20 protein-coding genes and 1 pseudogene are annotated in these 20614 nt (G+C 74.1%); 5 read left to right on the top strand and 16 right to left on the bottom strand.

Going from position 1 to position 20614, the window contains the following annotated elements:
• Positions 1-257: 257 nt before the first annotated feature.
• The gene (gene ctaD / locus ACFYXU_RS31865; RefSeq protein WP_389461443.1) at positions 258-1964 is read left to right on the top strand and encodes a cytochrome c oxidase subunit I; all 1707 of its coding nucleotides are present in this window, start codon (positions 258-260) and stop codon (positions 1962-1964) included.
• On the opposite strand, the gene ACFYXU_RS31860 is transcribed toward ctaD, so the two are convergent.
• The 3 genes from ACFYXU_RS31860 to ACFYXU_RS31850 form a co-directional block, all read right to left on the bottom strand.
• Positions 1909-2889, bottom strand: coding sequence for a helix-turn-helix transcriptional regulator (locus ACFYXU_RS31860; RefSeq protein WP_376516344.1), 981 nt, complete (start codon positions 2887-2889; stop codon positions 1909-1911). The two genes, ctaD and ACFYXU_RS31860, sit on opposite strands and share 56 nt — an antisense overlap.
• 654 nt (positions 2890-3543) lie before the next feature.
• Positions 3544-4818, bottom strand: a complete 1275-nt coding sequence (locus ACFYXU_RS31855; protein ID WP_389461164.1) for a glycosyltransferase — start codon at positions 4816-4818, stop codon at positions 3544-3546.
• Between the two features lie 288 nt (positions 4819-5106).
• The gene (locus ACFYXU_RS31850) at positions 5107-5805 is read right to left on the bottom strand and encodes a transglycosylase family protein (RefSeq protein ID WP_376516340.1); all 699 of its coding nucleotides are present in this window, start codon (positions 5803-5805) and stop codon (positions 5107-5109) included.
• Positions 5806-6044: 239 nt separating this feature from the next.
• Between ACFYXU_RS31850 and ACFYXU_RS31845 the strand changes: the two genes are divergently transcribed.
• Entirely contained in the window at positions 6045-6827 is a 783-nt protein-coding gene (locus tag ACFYXU_RS31845; RefSeq protein ID WP_376516338.1) for a hypothetical protein, read from the top strand.
• Between the two features lie 140 nt (positions 6828-6967).
• Positions 6968-7288: a hypothetical protein gene (locus ACFYXU_RS31840; protein WP_329855709.1), complete on the top strand. Its 321-nt coding sequence runs from the start codon at positions 6968-6970 to the stop codon at positions 7286-7288.
• 73 nt (positions 7289-7361) lie between these two features.
• On the opposite strand, the gene der is transcribed toward ACFYXU_RS31840, so the two are convergent.
• The 6 genes from der to ACFYXU_RS31810 form a co-directional block, all read right to left on the bottom strand.
• A complete protein-coding gene (der, locus tag ACFYXU_RS31835) occupies positions 7362-8810 on the bottom strand; it encodes a ribosome biogenesis GTPase Der (protein WP_329855707.1) in 1449 nt (482 codons plus the stop codon).
• Between the two features lie 78 nt (positions 8811-8888).
• A complete protein-coding gene (locus ACFYXU_RS31830) occupies positions 8889-9476 on the bottom strand; it encodes a lysophospholipid acyltransferase family protein (protein ID WP_361393821.1) in 588 nt (195 codons plus the stop codon).
• Between the two features lie 53 nt (positions 9477-9529).
• Positions 9530-10195 carry a (d)CMP kinase gene (cmk, locus tag ACFYXU_RS31825; RefSeq protein WP_389408751.1) on the bottom strand — a complete coding sequence of 222 codons (666 nt, stop codon included), beginning with the start codon at positions 10193-10195 and terminating at the stop codon, positions 9530-9532.
• Positions 10196-10842: 647 nt separating this feature from the next.
• Complete coding sequence (locus tag ACFYXU_RS31820; protein ID WP_361393622.1) at positions 10843-11931, bottom strand: prephenate dehydrogenase; 1089 nt, start codon at positions 11929-11931, stop codon at positions 10843-10845.
• A complete protein-coding gene (gene aroH, locus ACFYXU_RS31815; protein ID WP_361393621.1) occupies positions 11928-12290 on the bottom strand; it encodes a chorismate mutase in 363 nt (120 codons plus the stop codon). The genes ACFYXU_RS31820 and aroH overlap by 4 nt, the downstream gene beginning before the upstream one ends.
• A 105-nt stretch (positions 12291-12395) precedes the next feature.
• Complete coding sequence (locus ACFYXU_RS31810; RefSeq protein WP_389408603.1) at positions 12396-12824, bottom strand: YidB family protein; 429 nt, start codon at positions 12822-12824, stop codon at positions 12396-12398.
• A 154-nt stretch (positions 12825-12978) separates the two neighbouring features.
• On the opposite strand from ACFYXU_RS31810, the gene ACFYXU_RS31805 reads away from it, so the two are divergent.
• Entirely contained in the window at positions 12979-13455 is a 477-nt protein-coding gene (locus ACFYXU_RS31805; protein ID WP_329855700.1) for a Rieske (2Fe-2S) protein, read from the top strand.
• A gap of 10 nt (positions 13456-13465) precedes the next feature.
• Positions 13466-14155 carry a DNA polymerase beta superfamily protein gene (locus ACFYXU_RS31800; RefSeq protein WP_389408602.1) on the top strand — a complete coding sequence of 230 codons (690 nt, stop codon included), beginning with the start codon at positions 13466-13468 and terminating at the stop codon, positions 14153-14155.
• Here ACFYXU_RS31800 and ACFYXU_RS31795 read toward each other — a convergent pair.
• The 7 genes and pseudogenes from ACFYXU_RS31795 to ACFYXU_RS31765 all read right to left on the bottom strand — a co-directional run.
• Positions 14135-14425, bottom strand: a pseudogene (locus tag ACFYXU_RS31795) (nucleotidyltransferase domain-containing protein); the annotation flags it as partial. The gene ACFYXU_RS31800 and the pseudogene ACFYXU_RS31795 sit on opposite strands and share 21 nt — an antisense overlap.
• Before the next feature lie 66 nt (positions 14426-14491).
• The gene (locus ACFYXU_RS31790; RefSeq protein WP_389461161.1) at positions 14492-15523 is read right to left on the bottom strand and encodes an ADP-ribosylglycohydrolase family protein; all 1032 of its coding nucleotides are present in this window, start codon (positions 15521-15523) and stop codon (positions 14492-14494) included.
• Positions 15520-16257: an NUDIX domain-containing protein gene (locus ACFYXU_RS31785; protein WP_329855695.1), complete on the bottom strand. Its 738-nt coding sequence runs from the start codon at positions 16255-16257 to the stop codon at positions 15520-15522. The genes ACFYXU_RS31790 and ACFYXU_RS31785 overlap by 4 nt, the downstream gene beginning before the upstream one ends.
• Entirely contained in the window at positions 16254-17240 is a 987-nt protein-coding gene (locus ACFYXU_RS31780; RefSeq protein ID WP_389461158.1) for an AAA family ATPase, read from the bottom strand. The genes ACFYXU_RS31785 and ACFYXU_RS31780 overlap by 4 nt, the downstream gene beginning before the upstream one ends.
• A 250-nt stretch (positions 17241-17490) precedes the next feature.
• A complete protein-coding gene (locus ACFYXU_RS31775; RefSeq protein WP_389461156.1) occupies positions 17491-18780 on the bottom strand; it encodes a pseudouridine synthase in 1290 nt (429 codons plus the stop codon).
• Positions 18780-19337, bottom strand: a complete 558-nt coding sequence (scpB, locus tag ACFYXU_RS31770) for an SMC-Scp complex subunit ScpB (protein WP_376514631.1) — start codon at positions 19335-19337, stop codon at positions 18780-18782. The genes ACFYXU_RS31775 and scpB overlap by 1 nt, the downstream gene beginning before the upstream one ends.
• A 32-nt stretch (positions 19338-19369) precedes the next feature.
• Positions 19370-20590, bottom strand: coding sequence for a segregation and condensation protein A (locus ACFYXU_RS31765; protein WP_389461154.1), 1221 nt, complete (start codon positions 20588-20590; stop codon positions 19370-19372).
• Positions 20591-20614: the final 24 nt, after the last annotated feature.

Here is a 20614-nt window from a genome sequence, read left to right as displayed (position 1 = left end):
TATGTTTGCCCTGCTCACTCGCGGTCAGGAGGAGAGTTTCCGGCCGTTTCTCCAGTAATTCCGAACGACCCCGAGCAGTTCGCACGAAGCGCGCACAAGCACCGGTGACGCGCGCTCAATTCCCCGCTTTCCGCGCCCCCGCCCCGAATTGCGTCGGCGACGCGCACCCGAGGCGCACACTCTTCCCTTACACGATGCTTACGCTGTCCGAACGCCCGGAGACGCGGAGCCGGGACCTCGGCGAGGCGGAGGCAGCGATGGGCAACGGGACAGCGACCGCGACCTCGGAATCGAGCCGCGAGCGGCACGGCCGCGTCCTCGTCGACTGGCTCACCACGACCGACCACAAGAAGATCGGCCATCTGTATCTGGCCACCTCGTTCGTCTTCTTCCTGATCGCCGGACTCCTGGCGATGGTGATGCGGGCCGAGCTGGCCCGCCCGGGGCTCCAGCTCGTCACGAACCAGGAGTACAACCAGGCCTTCACGCTGCACGGCACGATCATGCTGCTGCTCTTCGCCACGCCCACCTTCGCCGGCTTCGCCAACGAACTGGTGCCCCTCCAGATCGGCTCGCCCGACGTGGCCTTCCCGCGGCTCAACATGTTCTCGTACTGGCTGTTCCTCTTCGGCGCCCTGATGGTGCTCGGGTCCCTCTTCACGCCGTCGGGCCCGGCCGCCTTCGGCTGGACCGCCTACGCCCCGCTGAACGGCCTGGAACGGTCACCGGGCGTCGGCGCCGACCTGTGGATCATGGGGCTCGCGCTCTCCGGCTTCGGCACGATCCTCACCTCGGTGAACTTCCTCGCCACGATCGTCGGCATGCGGGCGCCCGGCATGACCATGTTCCGGATGCCGATCTTCACCTGGAACGTGCTCTTCACCGCGGTCCTCGTGCTCGTCGCCTTCCCCGTCCTCGCGGCGGCGCTGCTCGTCCTGGAGGCCGACCGGCGCCTCGGCTCCGTGGTCTTCCAGCCCGAGAACGGCGGGGCCCTGCTCTGGCAGCACCTCTTCTGGTTCTTCGGCCACCCCGAGGTCTACATCATCGCGCTGCCGTTCTTCGGGATCGTCAGCGAGATCATCCCGGTCTTCGCCCGCAAGCCGATCTTCGGCTACGCGACGCTCGTCGGCGCCACCCTGACGATCACCGGGCTCTCGGTGGTCGTCTGGGCCCACCACATGTTCGCGACGGGCGCGGTGCTGCTGCCCTTCTTCTCGCTGCTGTCGTTCCTCATCGCCGTGCCGACCGGGGTGAAGTTCTTCAACTGGACCGGCACGATGCTGCGCGGCTCGCTCTCCTTCGAGACCCCGATGCTCTGGTGCGTCGGCTTCCTCGTGTCCTTCCTCTTCGGCGGGCTCACCGGCGTCATCCTCGCCTCGCCGCCGATGGACTTCCCCGTCACCGACTCGTACTTCGTCGTCGCCCACTTCCACTACACGGTCTTCGGCACCGTCGTCTTCGCGACCTTCGCCGGCTTCTCCTTCTGGTGGCCCAAGTTCACCGGCCGGATGCTCGACGAACGCCTCGGGAAGATCCACTTCTGGACCCTCTTCACCGGCTTCCACCTGACCTTCCTGGTGCAGCACTGGCTCGGCGCGGAGGGCATGCCCCGGCGGTACGCCGACTACCTGGACGCCGACGGCTTCACCGCGCTCAACACGGTGTCCACCATCGGCGCCTTCCTTCTCGGCATGTCCACGCTGCCGTTCCTCTACAACGTCTGGCGGACCTGGCGGTACGGCGAGAAGGTCGAGACCGACGACCCCTGGGGCTTCGGGCGCTCCCTGGAGTGGGCGACCTCCTGCCCGCCGCCCCGCCACAACTTCGACGCCGTGCCCCGGATCCGCTCCGAGTCGCCCGCCTTCGACCTCCACCACCCTGAGTTCGCCGCGTACGAGCGGACCCGGATCAGTCCTCCGGCGGGCTCCCCGGCCGGTCGAGGGCACGGGACAGACGGTCCCTGAGCAGCCGCACCGCCTCCACGAGCTCCGGCGGGTCGACGACCTCGAAGTCGAAGCCCATGAACATCACGTGGAACACCATGAAGTCCAGGCTGCGCGCCCCGGTCCGCAGCAGACAGGCGTCCTCGCCGTCCGCCGTCAGGACGCCGTCCAGCGGGCCGACGACGGCCGCCGCCTCCGCCAGGGGGACGAACAGCCGGACCGTCGCCTCGCGCGCGTAGGCGCTGCCGGACACGCCCTTCTGCACGTACGCCGCCAGGTCCTCGGCGGGCGGCTCGCGGGGCGGGAAGCGCGGGCCGTGCGGCGGGGTCGGCTCGATCCGGTCCGCCCGGAAGGTGCGCCAGTCGTCCCGCTCCAGGTCCCAGGCGACCAGGTACCAGCGGCGCTCGGTGCAGACCAGCCGGTGCGGCTCGACGGTCCTGCGGGTGGCCGTGCCCTCGTGGTCCCGGTACGCGAACCGGAGCCGCTCGCCGTCCCGGCAGGCGTGGGCCAGCTCGGTGAGGACGGCGGGGTCGACGCGCTCCCTCGGGGTACGCAGCAGGGGCACCGTGAACGCGTTGAGCGCCCCGATCCGGCGCCGGAGGCGGCTCGGCAGGACCTGCTCCAGCTTCGCCAGGGCGCGGACGGAGCTCTCGCCGATGCCCTCGACGCCCTGGCCCGCGGCGGAACGCAGCCCGACCGCGACCGCGACGGCCTCGTCGTCGTCCAGGAGCAGCGGCGGCAGCTCGGCCCCGGCCCCCAGCTGGTACCCGCCGCCGGTCCCGGGGCTGGCGTGCACGGGATAGCCGAGCTCCCGGAGCCGGTCGACGTCCCGCCGCACGGTGCGCGGCGTGACGCCGAGCCGCTCGGCGAGATCGGGACCGGACCATTCCCGGTGGGCCTGGAGCAGGGACAGCAGGCGCAGAAGTCGTGCGGACGTCTCCAACATCCCCCCAGCCTCCCAGCCCCCGCGGACAACCACGGTCCGCAATGCCCCCGCGGCGGGCGGCGCCCCGCGGTTGTGGGGGCGCCCCGCCGTTGTGGGCGACGCGCCCCGCCGGGCCCCGTTACGGGCCCGCGCCCCGCCGTCGTGAGCGGCGCCCCCGCCGGGGCCCCGTGGTGGGCCTGCGCCCCGCCCGTTGTGGGCAGGCGTTCTGCAAGGGGCGGAACGGGTGGGCACAACGGACCAGCGCCCTACCGGCGCCAGAGGCTCCCGCGCCCCGACCCGCACCACCGGTGACGGCACCCGGGCGGTGCGGGTCCAGGCACAGGAGGCGGAGGCGCCGCTGAAGGGCGCCGTCCCGTGTGCCCACCCGTCCCGCCCAGCGGGACGATTGCCCACACGGCAGCGGGCGAGCGCCCACACGGGCGTGGGCGACGGGACCACAGAGCGGCGCGGGCACACGGGCAGCCACCCGCGACGCCGGGCCAGGGCACGCCCGGGGAGGGCGCGGGCGCAAGGGCAGCAGCCCAGGGCGGCAGGCCCAGGCGCGCGGGGCGGCGCGGGCGCGCGGCCAGCGGGCGGGCTCGCGGGGGCGTCGGGCCCCACGTGCCGCGGGCCTCCGGGGGCCGGTCGTGCTGCGGGCCCCCGGGGGCAGGCGCGTCAGCGGAGGCGGCGGACCAGTCGCCCCACCCGCGCCTTCTGGGCGTAGACCGCGTCGATCACCCGCCCCACCCCCCGATGCACCCGCGCCCGCACCGGCGCGTGCGCGCGTCGTCCCGCGCCGCGGGCCAGCAGCTCCCCCCACAGCTCCTCGTGCCGCGCCGCGATCCGCACCGGGTCGAAGCGCTCGGACGCGGCGAGCGCCGCCCGCCCGGCCCGGGCCCGCAGTTCCTCGTCCTCGACGAGCTCCCGCAGCGCGCCCGCGACCGCCGCGACGTCGTCGACCGGGACGAGCCGCCCGTCGACCCCGTCCTCGATGATCTCGCCAGGACCGTGGGGGCAGTCGGTGGAGACGACCGGCAGTCCGCACCGCATCGCCTCGACGATCGTCATGCCGAAGGACTCCCGCTGCGAGGTCACCGCGGCGATGGAGCCCTTGGCCCACTCCGGTTCCATGGGGGTGACGGTCCCCATGAGGAAGGCCTGCCCACTGAGGCCCCGGTCCTGGATCCGGCGGGCGAGCGGGCCCCTGAGGTCCTGGACGGCGTCGCCGGAGCCGTAGATCCGCAGCTTCCAGTCGGGGTGGTCCGCGGCGACGGCCGCGAAGGCGTCTATCAGCACGTCGTACCGCTTGACGCCGGTGAGCCGGCCCGCCGCGACGACGGTCCGCGCCGCGGGGTCGGCGGGCGGTGCGGAGGGCGCGGGCACGCTGTTGGGGACGGACTCGACGCGTACGCCGGGCAGACGGAGCCTCCGGTAGGCGCGGGCGTCGGCCTCGGTGACCGTGGTGACCGCGTCGAGGAGGGCGTACTCGTGGGCTATGTCCCGGCGCAGCCGGTAGCTGTGGCCGTCCAGGATCAGGTGCTCCTGCCCGATGAGGACCGGCCCCGGCCGGGCCTGCCGGACGAGCTGCACGTTGAGCCCGGGGCGGGTGGCGACGAGGACGTCGGCCTCCACCCGGCCCAGGTGCTCCCCGATCCGGGCGTCGGTGAGCGCGCTGTACTGCTTCCAGCGGCCGTCGCCGCGCGGGAAGACCCGGGCGGGGCGGTGGTGGTCGGGGTGGTCGCCGTCGTATCCCGGGCTGTCGTGGCGCAGGTCGACGAGGTGACGCAGGGTCACCCCCGCCGGCAGGGCGAGGCGCGGACGGTCCCGGTGGCGGAACACCGAGACGATCTCCACCTCGTGACGTTCCGCCAGTTCCTCGGCGAGGGTGAACGTGGTCCGGATCGTCCCGCCGTAGTGGTAGCCGTTGTGGAGCAGAAAAGAGATACGCATCGCGCTGCCGGTTCCCCCCGGTCAGTCATCAGGTGGTCGGTGCCCGACTGTACTGCCGGCGCCCGGCGGCCTTCACGGCCGGTGGCCGAGCGGCGGTACGGCCGCCCGGTTCCTCGTCAGGTCCCTCTGGCTCACCCGGCCGCGGCCGTCCTGCCAACGGGCCACGGACAGGAAGGTGTTCCAGGGCGGAGAGGGCCGAACCACACCGGCTCCGTCCAGGCGAGGAGCGGAAGGGCCGGCGCGGCTCCCGGGCCTCCGGCGGGGAGCCGGCCGCTTACCGGTGACGGCTCAGAGCGGGCCGATCCGCAGCATGGTGCCGACGACGATCCGGTTGGGATCGGCCCCGATCACGGTCCGGTTCGCCGCGTACAGCGCCTTCCAGCCGCCCTTGATCCCGAAGCGGCGGGCGATGGAGGCCAGCGTGTCGCCGCGCTGGACGGTGTGGACGCGTCCGGACAGGCCGTACCGCTTGGAGCAGACCGGCCAGGCGCCCCACCCCTGGACGCGCAGCACGTCCTCGGCGACGGTGATCTGCTGCTGCCGGGTCGCCAGGTCGGCGCGCCGGGCGTACTTCAGTCCGCCGTACTCGATCCAGGTGGGGTGCCAGAACTGGAGGCCGCCGTAGAAGCCGTTGCCGGTGTTGGTCTGCCAGTTGCCGCTGCTCTCGCACTCGGCGACGCAGCCCCACGGCCACTGGTCCCGCGCGCAGGCGTACGGGGGCAGCGCGGCGGCCGTCTCCCGGAGTGCGTCCGACAGGCCGAGGAGCGCGGCAGAGGCCTCCGCCATCCCGTCCGGGGCGCCCAGGACCTCGCCCGGCACGTCCCGTGGCCCGTCCGGGGCGTCCCGTACGTCCCTGACCGAGGCCGACGCGCCGAGGGGCCCGGCGGGGGTCTCGCGGGCGTGGGCCGGTGCCGGGGCCAGGCTCAGGAGCGCGGCCGCGGAGGCCGCCGCGAGGGAACCGGCTGTCCAAAATCGGATCTTCGACATCGGGGAAGGCTAGGCAGCCTCCCGGCGCCCCCGGCCCGTGCCGCGCGGAACACTGTTCACACCCCACCCGGTCGGAGTCACGGCCCGCCGGCGGCCCCGCACGGCCCCGGCCGCACGGGCCTCCGGCAAGTTGCCCCGCTTCCGCGCGTGACCCCGGCCGATGCTGACCCGTTGAACTCGTCATGAGACGACCGGGAACGGCCCGGCGTCCCCCCGTACCGAGTCCCAGGGAGCCCCCCGTGCCGCGCATGCTCGACGTCAGCGAGGACGTACGCGCCGAGATCGGCGACGAAGAAGCGGACCGGCTGCTCGCCGGCGACAACGCCCCGGGCGGCTACGACTGCACGTCCTGCCGCACCCCGGGGGACTCCGACCAGGAGCGCACGAGCACGGTGCTGTTCGTCGGCGACGAGACCGCGGTCCTCGCGTTCGCCCACGCCACATGCATCCCGTCGCAGGTCGTCCGGGTCGCCGAGGAGCAGCTCCAGGGCGCCGTCGCCTCCATCACGGCATCCGACGCCGCCGACGCGCTCTCCGCCTCCTACCCGGAGCAGGCCGTGCTCGGGGTCACCAGCGGTCTCGTGCTGATCGAGGGCGAGCTGCACCCGGCGCTCGTCGTGGAGCCGACCGCGCCGGTGGCCCGTCCGGGCACGGACGGCCTCACCGACGAGTTCCTGCCGCTCCTGGCCGAGCAGGGCTTCCAGCAGGTCATGGACCTGGGGCAGCGCCCGGCGGTGCTGCCGGGCTGGTCGGTGCTGGTCGCCATGGGCCAGCTGCACTCCGTGCTCCAGCCGGGGCCGGGCGGCGCCGGGCAGGCGGCCTGGTGGCAGGCCCACCAGCCGCTCCAGGTCACTGAGGGCTGGCGCGCGGCGGCCAACAAGTCGCACACGGTCCTGGTCTTCGCCGCCCCGGTCGGCTCGATCGGCCAGCAGCCGCGCGAGGACCTGCTGCGCGACGCCCTGGAGAAGGCAGCGGCGAACGGCCGTCTGGTCGCCGCCGCGATGCCGCTCGCGGGCACCTGATGGAGGACGGCCGGCCCGGCATAGGGCGGGCGCGGAGGCCCGGTCCGGGCGCGGGGGCGCCGGCCGTCCCCCGCCCCCGGGCCGCTCCCCTTTCGGAGAGCCGCCCGCATCCGACGGGCGTCGGTGTCGTTGGCACCTATGTGCACCCATACGACCCCTTCCTCCAGCCGTATCCGAGCCCGATCCCGTCGATGCGCCCCGCGCGGGACGTCGCGACGGGGCCTTCGCCCACGCCGATCTACGACGCCCTGTACTCGGAGTACCTCAGGACGTTCCGTACGCTGCCGGGCGACCGCAGCGGTGAGGAGGAGCTCGGATTCCGGGCCTTCGGCACGGTCCTGAGCACGGGCGTCCACGGGCAGGGGCACCGGCCCCACGCGGCGCATCCGACGGCGTGGTCGGCGCAGCAGCACCCGCACGCGCAGGCGGCGCTGCCACCGGGGCCCCGCAGGAGCCTCTGAGGGCCGCGACGTACGGCTGAGGGCCGGGACCCCGATCGGGTCCCGGCCCTCAGCCGTACGGGGAGCGCGGAGGCTACTTCTTGCGGCCGCGCTTCTCGCGCACCCGGACCGAGATGTGGATCGGGGTGCCCTCGAAGCCGAACTCCTCGCGCAGCCGGCGCTCGATGAAGCGGCGGTAGCCGGCCTCCAGGAAGCCGGACGCGAAGAGCACGAAGCGCGGCGGCTTAGTGCCGGCCTGCGTGCCGAAGAGGATGCGGGGCTGCTTGCCGCCGCGGATCGGGTGCGGGTGGGCCGCGACGATCTCGCCGAGGAAGGCGTTGAGCCGGCCGGTGGGGACACGGGTCTCCCAGCCGGCGAGGGCGGTCTCGATCGCCGGAACCAGCTTCTCCATGTGGCGGCCGGTCTTGGCGGAGACGTTGACGCGGGGCGCCCAGGCGACCTGCTGCATCTCGGTCTCGATCTCGCGCTCGAGGTAGTAGCGGCGCTCCTCGTCGAGCTCGTCCCACTTGTTGTAGGCGATGACGATGGCGCGGCCGGACTCGACCGCCATCGTGATGATGCGCTGGTCCTGGACCGAGATGTTGTCGGTGGTGTCGATGAGGATGACGGCCACCTCCGCCTTCTCGACGGCGGCCGCGGTCCGCAGGGAGGCGTAGTAGTCCGCGCCCTCCTGGAGGTGGACCTTCTTGCGGATGCCGGCGGTGTCGACGAACTTCCACGTCACGCCGCCGAGCTCGATGAGCTCGTCGACCGGGTCGCGGGTGGTGCCGGCCAGCTCGTTGACGACGACGCGGTCCTCGTTCGCCACCTTGTTGAGCAGCGAGGACTTGCCGACGTTCGGGCGGCCGATGAGGGCGATGCGGCGGGGGCCGCCGACGGCGTTGCCGAAGCGCTGCTCGGGGGCCTCGGGCAGCTTCTTCAGGACCTCGTCGAGGAGGTCACCGGTGCCGCGGCCGTGCAGCGAGGAGACGGGGAACGGCTCGCCGAGGCCCAGGGACCAGAGCGTGGCCGCGTCGGCCTCGCCGGACTGGCCGTCGACCTTGTTGGCGGCCAAGACGACGGGCTTCCCGGCGCGGCGGAGCAGCTTGACGACGGCCTCGTCGGTGTCGGTGGCGCCGACGGTGGCGTCCACGACGAAGAGACAGGCGTCGGCGGCCTCGATGGCGTACTCGGCCTGGGCGGCGACGGAGGCGTCGATGCCGAGGACGTCCTGCTCCCAGCCGCCCGTGTCGACGACCTTGAAGCGGCGTCCGGCCCATTCGGCCTCGTAGGTGACGCGGTCGCGGGTGACGCCCGGCTTGTCCTCGACGACGGCCTCGCGGCGGCCGATGATGCGGTTCACCAGGGTCGACTTGCCGACGTTCGGGCGGCCGACGACGGCGAGAACGGGGAGCGGGCCGTGGCCGGCCTCCTCGATCGCGCCCTCGACGTCCTGGACGTCGAAGCCCTCTTCCGCGGCGAGCTCCATGAACTCCGCGTACTCGGCGTCGCCAAGTGCCCCGTGGTCGTGCTGGTCGTTCATGAAGTCCGTTCCTTGTTCATTCGTGGTCGGTGGTCCCGGGGGGCCGGAGCCGGTGGGAGCCACTACTGAGAGTGTCGCTCAGCGCCCGGTGAGGCGCCTGGCGTTTTCCAGGTGTGCGGTGAGCTGCCCCTGGATCCGTACGGTGGCCTCGTCGAGCGCCTTGCGCGTCCGGCGGCCGGAGCCGTCCCCCGCCTCGAAGGCGTCGCCGAAGACGACGTCCACGCGGCCGCGCAGCGGGGGCAGCGCCTTGACCAGCCGTCCTCGGCGGTCGGTGCTGCCCAGGACGGCGACGGGGACGATCGGCGCACCGCTGCGTACGGCGAAGTACGCCAGGCCCGCGCGGAGCGAGGCGAAGTCGCCGTCACCGCGGGTGCCCTCGGGGAAGATCCCGAGGACGCCGCCCTGGTCCAGGACGCCGAGAGCGCGGGCTATCGCCGTGCGGTCGGTCGACTCCCGGTCCACCTTGAGCTGCCCGATGCCCTCCAGGAAGCTGCCGAGCGGGCCGACGAACGCCTCCTTCTTGATGAGGAAGTGCACGGGGCGCGGGGCGGTGCCCATGAGCATGGGGCCGTCGATGTTGTGCGCGTGGTTGACGGCGAAGATCACGGGGCCGGAGGCCGGCACCCGCCAGGCGCCGAGGACGCGCGGCTTCCAGAAGCCGTACATCAGCCCGATGCCGATGCGTCTGCCGACCGCGGCACCCTTCTCGGAGGGCACGGTCACCGGGCGGCCGCCCGCTTCTCGTCCACCAGGGTGACGACGCACTCGATGACCTGGTCCAGGGTGAGGTCGGTCGTGTCGACCTCGACGGCGTCGCCGGCCTTGGCGAGCGGGGAGGTCTTGCGGCTGGAGTCGGCCGCGTCCCGCTTGATCAGGGCCTCCCTCGTGGCGTGCACGTCGACGCCCTTGAGCTCGCCGGAGCGGCGGGCGGCACGGGCCTCGGGCGAGGCGGTGAGGAAGATCTTGAGGTCGGCGTCGGGCAGGACGGTGGTGCCGATGTCCCGGCCCTCGACGACGATGCCGACCTCGGCGCCGCGGGCGATGGACCGCTGAAGCTCCGTGATCAGGCTCCGCACCTCGGGGACGGCGCTGACCGCGCTGACCTTCGAGGTGACCTCCTCGGTCCGGATCGGACCGGACGCGTCGGCGCCGTCGACGGTGATCGTCGGCCGCGACGGGTCGGTGCCGGAGACGATGACCGGCTTGGAGGCGGCGTTGGCGACGGCCTCGGCGTCGGACACGTCGACGCCGTTGCTGATCATCCACCAGGTGATCGCCCGGTACTGGGCGCCGGTGTCGAGGTAGCTCAGCCCCAGCTTGGCGGCGACCGCCTTGGAGGTGCTGGACTTGCCCGTGCCGGAGGGCCCGTCGATGGCGACGATCACGGATTCCACGGTGGGAACACCTTCCTGGGGGTGAACGGTAGGCCCGGCGGGATGCGGGGGACCCCCACAAGGTTACCGAGTCCCCGGCACCCGTTCGGCCCCCTGGTCGCCCCTGGCCGCGCGCGACGGGGCTCGCGCTCCCGGTGGCCCGTCGTGGGGCGGGTCCACCCGTTGCGGCCGGGGCCCGCCCGTTGTGCGCGGCCCGCCGGACCGTTGTGGCGGCGCGCCCCCCGCCGGTCCGTTGTGGGCGGCGCCCCCCGCCGGTCCCGTTGTGGGCGGCGCCCCCGCCGGTCCCGTTGTGGGCAGGCGTTCCGCAAGGGGCGGAACGGGTGGGCACAACGGACCCGCGCCCTGCCGGCGCCAGAGGCTCCTGCGCCTGAACCCGCACCCACGTGCACGGCCCCTGGGCGGTGCGGGCCAGGGCGCGGAACGCGGAGGCGCCGCGAGAGGGCGCCGTCCCGTGTGCCCACCCGTCCCGCCCCAGCGGGACGATTGCCCACACGGGCAGCGGGCGAAGGCCCCGCACACGACGGGCGACACGGGGCGCACGGGTGCGGGGCGAAGGCCCCGCCGGACGCGGACCGACGCACGCGCGGCGCCGCGCGGCGCGGCGTCAGCGGCCCACAGTGGCGGGCCCGCAACCCGGCTCAGGCCGTGCGCAGCGACCAGCCCCGGTCCTGGAGCGCCGTGCTCAGGCCCGCCGCCGCCGACGGTTCGACCATGAGCTGGACCAGACCCGCCTGCTGCCCGGTCGCGTGCTCGATGCGGACGTCCTCGATGTTGACCCCCGCGCGCCCCGCGTCGGCGAAGATGCGGGCGAGCTCGCCCGGCTGGTCGCTGATGAGGACGGCGACGGTCTCGTAGGCCGTGGGGGCGGCACCGTGCTTGCCGGGGACGCGGGCCCGCCCGGCGTTGCCGCGCCGCAGCACGTCCTCGACGCCCGTCGCGCCGTCGCGCCGTTCGTCGGCGGACGCGGACTGGAGTGACCGCAGCGCGCGGACGGTCTCGTCGAGGTCCGCGGCGACGCCGGAGAGGACGTCGGCGACGGGCCCGGGGTTGGCGGAGAGGATCTCGACCCACATGCGCGGGTCCGAGGCGGCGATCCGGGTGACGTCGCGGATGCCCTGCCCGCAGAGGCGTACGGCGGAGTCCTCGGCCGACTCCAGGCGCGCGGCGACCATCGAGGACACCAGCTGCGGGGTGTGGGAGACGAGGGCCACGGCCCGGTCGTGGGCGTCGGCATCCATGACGACGGGCACGGCGCGGCAGAGCGCGACGAGCTCCAGGGCGAGGTTGAGGACCTCGGTGTCGGTGTCCCGGGTCGGGGTGAGGACCCAGGGCCGCCCCTCGAAGAGGTCGGCGGTGGCGGCGAGCGGGCCCGAGCGCTCCTTGCCGGACATGGGGTGGCTGCCGATGTACGCGGTGAGGTCGAGGCCCAGCGCCTCCAGCTCCCGCTTCGGGCCGCCCTTGACGGAGGCCACGTCCAGGTAGCCGCGGGCCAGGCCCGCCTTCATGGCGTCGGCGAGGGTGGCGGCCACGTGCGCCGGGGGCACGGCGACGATGGCGAGGTCCACGGGCCCCTCGGGCGCCTCGTCGGTGCCCGCGCCGAGCGCGGCGGCCGTGCGGGCGCGCGCCGGGTCATGGTCGCGCAGGTGGACGGTGACGCCCCGGCCCGCCAGGGTGAGGGCGGCGGAGGTGCCGATCAGGCCGGTTCCGATGACGAGCGCTGTTCTCACTGGGCGATGTCCTTGCGCAGGGCGGCCGCGGCGCCGAGGTAGACGTGCGCGATCCGGGACTTGGGCAGTTCGGTCTCGACGTGGGCGAGCAGCCGGACGACCCTCGGCATCGCACCCTCGATGTCGAGTTCCTGCGCGCAGATCAGGGGCACGTCGACGATCCCGATGTGCCGGGCCGCGGCGGCGGGGAAGTCGCTGTGCAGATCGGGCGTGGCCGTGAACCAGATGCTGATGAGGTCGTCGGCGGTGAGCCCGTTGCGTTCGAGGACGGCGGCGAGGAGTTCCTCGACCTGCTCCCGCATGTGTCCGGCTTCGTCCCGCTCCAGCTGGACGGCTCCTCGGACCGCTCGTACCGCCACGTCGTGCTCCTTCGCCTGCGTCAGTGCTCCGTTCAGCCTAGTCAGCGGCGGGGGCGGCGCACCGCGGCGCCCGCCCTCCGAGACGGGGCGGGCGCCGTGGGGTGGTCAGAGCCGCTGCTGCCGGATGATGTCCTCCAGGGAGCCGCCCTGGGGCAGCGACCCGTCCGGGGTCAGCTTGTCGACGGCCTGGGGCAGCGACCGCGCGATCTCGTCGGCGGCCTGCTCGGGGCTGACGCCGGCCTCCGTGGCGACCCGCTGGAGGGTCTCGTCGGGGAGGGCGTCGGCGATCTGGGCGCCGCTGACGGCCTGGTTGTCACCGGTGCCGACCCAGGACTGGGCCTGGTCGGTGAGGCCGGACCTGGTCAGCATGTCGAGGAGACCGCCGAGCGGGTTCGAGCCGGTTCCGCCCCCGCCGCCCTGCCCGCCCATGAGCGCCCCCAGGAGCGAGCCGAGGACGTTGCCGCCGCTCTGTCCGGCGCCGCCCCCGCCGCCGAGGAGACTGCCGAGGAGACTGCCGAGGTCGTTGCCCGCCATGGTCCTGCCTTTCGTCCGGTACGGAACACGCCCAATGTCACCCGGAGCGGGATGGCCCGCCAGTCGGGGCGGGGACGGCCGTGCGGGGGAGGCGGGCGGCGCCCGCAGGCGTGTTGCGGGCCGTGGGGGCGGCGCGCGACGAGAAGCTGGCGGCATGACTTCGAGCGCCTCGACACGTCGCACTGTCCTGTTCGCCGCGGCGGCCCTGACGACGGGCTGCGGCTCGGACGGCGGTGACGGCGGTACGGGCACGAGCACTCCGCCGGCCCCGGAGACGGCCGGCACCCCGGCCGTCTCGAAGACGCCCGCCTCGGAACCGGCCGGCACCCCGGCCCCGAGCGGCGCCGCCCCCTTGGCCAGGACCTCCGAGATCCCGGTGGGGGGCGGGAAGGTCTTCACGGCGGAGAAGGTGGTCGTGACGCAGCCCTCGGCGGGCGACTTCAAGGCGTTCTCGGCGATCTGCACCCATCAGGGGTGCCTGGTGGACAAGGTCGCGGACGGCACGATCGACTGCCCCTGTCACGGCTCCAGGTTCCGCGTCGACGACGGCTCGGTGGCGGCCGGTCCCGCGCCCCGCCCGCTTCCGGCCGAGAAGATCGTCGTCTCGGGGGAAAGCATCACCCTGGCGTAATCTGCCCCGCATGACTCCGGACGAGCTGGTGCGCGAGCACACGATCTACTCCTGCGTGATGGGCTCGCGCGCCTTCGGTCTGGCGACCGAGGACAGCGACACGGACGTGCGGGGCGTCTACCTCGCCCCGACGCCGCTCTTCTGGAACTTCGACAAGCCTCCCGCGCACGTGGAGGGGCCGCGCGAGGAGCAGTTCAGCTGGGAGCTGGAGCGCTTCTGCGAGCTCGCCCTGCGGAACAACCCGAACGTCCTGGAGTGCCTGCACTCCCCCGTCGTCGAGCACGCCGACGACTGGGGCCGCGAGCTGCTGTCGCTGCGCGGGGCCTTCCTGTCCCGGCGGGCCCACCAGACCTTCGTGCGGTACGCGGGCGGCCAGCGCCGCAAGCTGGACGCGGACGTCCGCCAGTACGGCCGCCCGCGCTGGAAGCACGCCATGCACCTGCTGCGGCTGCTGACCAGCTGCCGCGACCTGCTGCGCACGGGCGAGCTCCGGCTGGACGTCGGCGCCGAACGGGACGCCCTCCTCGCGGTGAAGCGCGGCGAGGTGCCCTGGCCGGAGGTCGAGTCCTGGATGAACCGGCTCCAGGAGGAGGCGGACCGGGCCCACGACAGGACGCCGCTGCCCGACGCCCCGGACGAGGCGCGGATCCAGGACTTCCTGATCCGCGCCCGCCGGGCCTCAGCGCTGAGCGTGCTCTAGCCGGGCCCGTACGACGAGGTCGTGCAGGGCGTCGTGGACGCGTACCTCGTCGGGCAGCTTCGAGGCCGCCCGGGCCTCGTCCAGGACGCCGTGCAGGGCCTGAATCTCGGCGCTTACGGCCTCGGAGTCGACGTCGACCCGCCCGTGCTCGGCCGCCTCCTTCGCCACGACGAGCCCGGGCAGCCGCGCGGGAGCCTCGGGCACCTCCCCCACCAGGGTCGGCAGATGGGCCTGGACCTCGCCCGAGCGCATCAGGTGGATGCCGGTGAGCGGGTCGGGCTGTTCCGCGACGACGGCGGAGAGGTCCCGGTCCGCGTCCAGGGTGAGGGTCATGGCTCACGCGTCCCAGAGCGCGCCGAGGGTCAGCAGGTCGCTGCGGTACTCGACGCGCTCCGCCCACTCCTTCGGCCAGGCGTCCGCGCCGAGGTGCGCCCCGGCGAAGGCGCCCGCGAGGGCGGCGATCGAGTCGGAGTCGCCGCGCGTGCAGGCGGCGCGGCGGAGGGCCGTGAGGGGCTCGTCGGGGAAGAGCAGGAAGCAGAGCAGTCCGGTCGCGAGGGCCTCCTCGGCGATCCAGCCGTCGCCGGTGTACTCGCAGGGGTCGAGCTCCGGGTCGGCCGAGCGCTGGACGGCGTCGAGGCGCTCCAGGACCGCGAGGCACTCGTCCCAGCCCCGCTGGACGAAGTGGAGGGCGCTGGGGTCCTGGGAGCGGGTCCACAGGTCGCCGAGCCACTGCTCGCGGTAGACGGAGCGGTTCTCGTACGCGTACGAGCGCAGCTGTCCGACGAGCCCGGCGGGGTCGACGCCCTGCGCGAGCAGGTGCACGGCGCGGGCGGTGAGGTCGGAGGCGGCGAGCGCGGTGGGGTGACCGTGGGTCAGGCCGGACTGGAGCTGCGCGGCCCCGGCCCGCTGCTCGTCGCTGAGCCCGGGGACGAGCCCGACGGGCGCGACCCTCATGTTGGCGCCGCAGCCCTTGGAGCCGATCTGGCCGGCGTCCTGCCAGGGCCGGTCGGTCATCAGCAGCCGGCAGGCGGTCAGGCAGGTGTTGCCGGGGGCACGGTTGTTCTCCGGGGACTGGTACCAGTCGACGAACTCGTCACGGACGGGCCCGACGAGCCTCTCGGGGTCGAGCGGGCCGAGGTCCATGGCGGCGCGGATGCCGCGGGCGAGGGCGAGGGTCATCTGGGTGTCGTCGGTGACGTACGCCGTCCCGCTCGTGACGGGCAGGGCCATCTTCCGCCAGGGCCCCGTCTTGGCGAGGATCGACGGAACGTCGTTGAACTCGGTCGGGAATCCCAGCGCGTCGCCCAGCGCCAGCCCGATGAGGGTGCCGGTCGCGGCCTGCTTGGTGGCGGTGCGGGTGAGGTTCATGGGGTGCGTCCTTCCGGTCGCAGGAGGGGCGGGTGGAGGGTCGTGGCCCCGCCCGCCCGGTAGAGAGCGGCCGGTTTCCCCCGTCCGCCGGTGAGGCGCGGCGGTCCTTCCACGGCCTGGACGAAGCCGGGCGTGGTGAGGACCTTGCGCCGGAAGTTGGGGCGGTCCAGGTCGACGCCCCAGACCGTCTCGTAGACCTGCCGCAGCTCGCCGAGGGTGAACTCGGCCGGGCAGAAGGCGGTCCCGAGGCAGGTGTACTCGAGTTTGGCGCCGACCCGTTCGTGGGCGTCGGCGAGGATCCGGTCGTGGTCGAAGGCGAGCCCGCCGTGCGTCCCGTACGGGACCCAGCGGGCCTGGACCGCGTCGCCCCCGCCGCGCGGCTCGGGCGGGTCGGGCACGAGCGCGGTGAAGGCGACGGAGACGACCCGCATCCTCGGGTCCCGGTCCGGTTCGGTGTAGGTCCGGAGCTGTTCGAGGTGGAGTCCGGCGACGGTGGCGTCGGAGAGTCCGGTCTCCTCGGCGAGTTCGCGCCGGGCGGCCCGCTCGGCGGACTCGCGGGGCAGCACGAACCCCCCGGGGAGGGCCCAGGATCCGGCGTACGGCTCCTGGCCGCGCTCGACGAGCAGGACGTGCAGCCGCTCCTCGCGGACGGTGAGGACGGCGAGGTCGACCGTGACGGCGAACGGCGCGAAGGCGTGCGGGTCGTAGCCCTCGGGGGCCCGGTGGACGGTCATCGGAGCTCCGGCGGGGGTTCGGTGGGGTGCGGGCCCTCGGCGAGGAGTCCGTCGACGGCGGCGACGGCGGCGGCGAGCCGCTCCTCGTGGGGGCCGGTGAGGACGGCCGTGCGGCGGCCGGTGTGCGCGAGCTGGGTGAGCAGGCGCGCGGTCGTCCAGGGCCGCAGCGGATCGGTGTCGTCGGCGCCGTCGATGCCCCGGTGGTCGGTGAGCAGCCAGAGGTGCTGCCGGCCGTGGGCGGCGACCTCGCAGGCGGCGGGGCTGCTGGTGCCCGTGTGCCGCTCGTGCCGGATGGTGGTGGCGAAGGCGTCGCTGTCGCAGAAGAGCACGGGCGAGCCGTCCCGGGCGGCTTCCTCCTCCCGCTCGGCCTGGCGCTGGGCGATGACGGGGAAGTCGGCGGAGCGGAGGGGGATGTCGGCCGGGTCCGCGCCGGGGTCTCCGGCGGGTCCGGGCGCCCGGTACTCGGCCGCGTGATCCGGTACGCACCGCGTGCGGGCCCAGACTCCGCCGCGCCGCCGGTAGTGGTCGGTGAGGGCGCGGGCCATGGTGGTGGCACCGCTGGACGCGGCGCCGAGGACGACGACCCGCCGGGTGAGCGCGGCACGCACCGGCGGCTCCAGGTGGTCCCAGAAGGCGGCGGGATCCGCGCGGACGGCGGTGCCGGTGAGGTGCGGGACCCGCTCGACGAGGACGGTCTCGGCGCCGAGGGCGTGCCCGGGGCCCGCTCCGTACGGCCGCGCGGTGAAGACGGCGTCGACCCGCTCGGGGCCGGTGTACTCCTCGCCGCCGACGACGAGGACGTCCGGGTGGATCTCGCGCATCCAGGCGACCCGGTCCTCCAGGGGGAGGCTGTCCGCCGCCGTGGCGCGGACGAGCACGGTGAGGCGCTCGCAGCGGTCGCGCGCGGTGCGGACGAGGTGGTGGTGGCCGGCGTGCGGCGGATGGAACCTGCCGGGGACGAGGCCGTGGCCGTAGCGCGTCATGGTGTGCTCCCCGCCGTGGGCAGCCCCGCTCCCCCGGTGCGACGTGTGCGGCGCGCCGGAGGGAGGTCGAGACCTGATCCACCCCCGTGGGTCCAGGTCCACCGGCTGTTCACGGCGGGGCTCACCTCCGATCTCTTTAAGAGTCATCCTGACTATAAAACGTGAGGCGGTGCTTCCACAAGGTCCACCGGACGCGAGGAAGCCCGTGACCGCCAAGCGGTCACGGGCTCCTCAGGGGTGGCACACGGCCTTACATGCCGACTTCCTTCATCAGCATGCCGACCTCGGTGTTGGTCAGACGGCGCAGCCAGCCCGACTTCTGGTCGCCCAGGGCGATCGGACCGAAGGCGGTGCGGACCAGCTTCTCGACCGGGAAGCCCGCCTCGGCGAGCATCCGGCGCACGATGTGCTTGCGACCCTCGTGCAGGGTGACCTCGACGAGGTAGTTCTTGCCGGTCTGCTCGACGACGCGGAAGTGGTCGGCGCGGGCGTAACCGTCCTCCAGCTGGATGCCGTCCTTCAGGCGCCGGCCGACCTCGCGGGGCAGCGGGCCGGTGATGGCGGCCAGGTAGGTCTTCTTCACGCCGTACTTCGGGTGCGTGAGGCGGTGGGCCAGCTCGCCGTGGTTGGTGAGCAGGATGATGCCCTCGGTCTCCGTGTCGAGGCGGCCGACGTGGAAGAGCCGGGTCTCACGGTTGGTGACGTAGTCGCCGAGGCACTGGCGGCCGTCCGGGTCCTCCATGGTGGAGACGACGCCGGAGGGCTTGTTCAGCGCGAAGAACAGGTGGGACTGGGTGGCGACGGTCAGGCCGTCCACCTTGATCTCGTCCTTCTCCGGGTCGACGCGCATGCCCTGCTCGACGACGATCTCGCCGTTGACCTCGACGCGGGCCTGCTCGATCAGCTCCTCGCAGGCGCGCCGCGAGCCCATGCCGGCGCGGGCGAGGACCTTCTGAAGGCGCTCCCCCTCCTGCTCGGCGCCCGGGAAGGTCTTGGGGGTCTTGATCTCGGGCTTGCCGGCGTACCGCTCCCGGTTCCGCTCCTCGGTGCGGGCGTCGTACTCGCGCGAGCGCGCGGGCGCCGTACGGCCGCCGCCGCGCTGCGGGGACTGCCGGGGGCCGCCCTTGGCGCCGCCGCGCGCGGCGTCGCCCCGCCCGCGCTTGGGGGCGTCCGAGGGGCTGTAGCGCTCGTCGTAGGTGCGCTCCTCCGGGCGCGCGTTGCGCGGGTTGGAGCCGGCCGGCCGGCCGCCGCCCTGGCCCGGACGCCCGCCGCCACCCTGCTGGGGGCGCCCGCCACCCTGGCCCGGACGCCCGCCACCCTGGCCCCGGCGGTCGTCGCGGCCGCCGCCACCCTCGCCGGGGCGTCCGCCGCCCTGGCCCTGACGGTCGTCGCGGCCGCCGCCGGAGCCGCGGTAGTCGCCGCGCCCGCCGCCACCGCCGCCGTTGCCACGGCCGCCGCCGCTGCCGCCGCGGCCGCCGCTGTTGCCACCACGGCTCCCGCCGTTGTTTCCGCTGCTGTTCCTGCCGCTGCTGCTTCGCATCAAATTTCCGTCTTGTCGTCTACGTCTGCGTCCGGGTCGAACGACGGGACGCCTTCCAGGGAGTCCGGCTCGACCGCCTCGGCCTCGGGGAGGAAGGGGGCGAGCTCGGGGAGTTCGTCCAGGCCGCGCAGGCCCATCCGCTCCAGGAAGTAGTTCGTCGTCCTGTACAGGATCGCACCTGTTTCGGGTTCCGCGCCCGCCTCCTCCACCAGACCGCGCTGGAGGAGGGTCCGCATCACGCCGTCGCAGTTGACTCCGCGGACCGCCGAGACCCGCGAACGGCTGACCGGCTGGCGGTACGCGACCACCGCGAGGGTCTCCAGGGCCGCCTGGGTGAGCCGGGCCTGCTGCCCCTCCAGGACGAAGGCCTCGACCGCCGGGGCGAAGGCGGCGCGGGTGTAGTAGCGCCAGCCGCCGGCGACCCGCCGCAGCTCGAAGCCGCGGCCCTGGGAGGTGTACTCGTCGGCCAGCTCGCGCAGGGCGTCGGCCACCTCGCGCGGGGTGCGCTCCAGGACCTTGGCGAGGTGGGCCTCGGTGGCGGGCTCGTCGACGACCATGAGGACGGCTTCGAGGGCGGGCTTGAGGTCGCTCACGCGAGGGCCTCCTGGTCGAATTCGTCGGTCACGGCCACGGACGGGTCCGTCTCGCCGCCGGTCCAGGAGACCGTGAGGTCCCCGAGGGGGGTCTCCTGGTCGAGGGCGACCGCCTTCTCCCGGTAGAGCTCCAGGAGGGCGAGAAAGCGCGCGACGACGGTGAGGGTGTCGCCGGCGTCCTCGATCAGCTCCCGGAAGACGGCCGTCCCGCGCTCGCGGAGCAGCGCGACCACCACCGCGGCCTGGTCCCGCACGCTGACGAGCGGCGCGTGGATGTGGTCGACGTACACCTGGGGCTCGGCCTTGGGCTGCATGGCCTTGACGGCCAGCCTGGCGAAGCCCTCGGCCCCGATGGAGATGACGACCTCGGGGAGCAGCTCGGCGTGGTGCGGTTCGAGCCCGACGGTACGGGGATGGCGGCGGCCCTCGGTCTCCCAGCGCTCCTCGAAGATCGCGGCGATGCGCTTGTACGCGCGGTACTGGAGGAGCCGGGCGAAGAGCAGGTCGCGGGCCTCCAGGAGGGCGAGGTCGGCCTCGTCCTCGACCTCGGCGGCGGGGAGCAGCCGGGCGGCCTTCAGATCGAGCAGGGTGGCGGCGACGACGAGGAACTCGGTGGTCTGGTCGAGGTCGCCGTCGGGCCCGAGGGCCCGGAGGTGCGCCATGAACTCGTCGGTGACCTGGGAGAGGGCGACCTCGGTGACGTCGAGCTTGTGCTTGGTGATGAGCTGGAGGAGCAGGTCGAAGGGCCCCTCGAAGTTCGCCAGCCGCACGGTGAACCGGCCGTCCCCGACGCCCTCACCGGCGGGCTCCGAGGCGGGCGACGCGACGGGGGCCGAGGCGGGTGCCGCCCCGGCCGGGAGTTCGCCGACCGCCGGAGTGACCTCCGCCGCGGGCACGGGCCCGCCACCGGCCCCGGGCTCGGGCTCGGGCTCGGGCTCGGGCTCGGGCTCGGGCTCGGGCTCGGACAAGGATTCCGGCTCGGCCACGGACCGTGGCTCAGGGCGGGAGACGGACCCGGGATCCGGCATGGGGCCGGGGGCTCCGGGTTCCGTCCGGCCCTCGGGCGCGGGCGCGGGATCGGCCGCCCCCGGCGTCGCGGGGGGCTCGGCTTCGGGGGGCGGGGGCGCCTGGGGCTCCCCGGGTGCCGCCCCCGCGCCCGGGCCGCGACCCAGGAGGCGGCGCGGTGGGCGGGACGTTTCGTCAGGGGCGTGGTGCATGGGGGTCCAGGGGGGAACGAGGAG

This window comes from Streptomyces sp. NPDC002232, from assembly GCF_042890295.1.
GTDB lineage: Bacteria > Actinomycetota > Actinomycetes > Streptomycetales > Streptomycetaceae > Streptomyces.
Note: the sequence above shows the minus strand (reverse complement) of the source record. Positions and strands in the feature narration are given on the sequence as shown.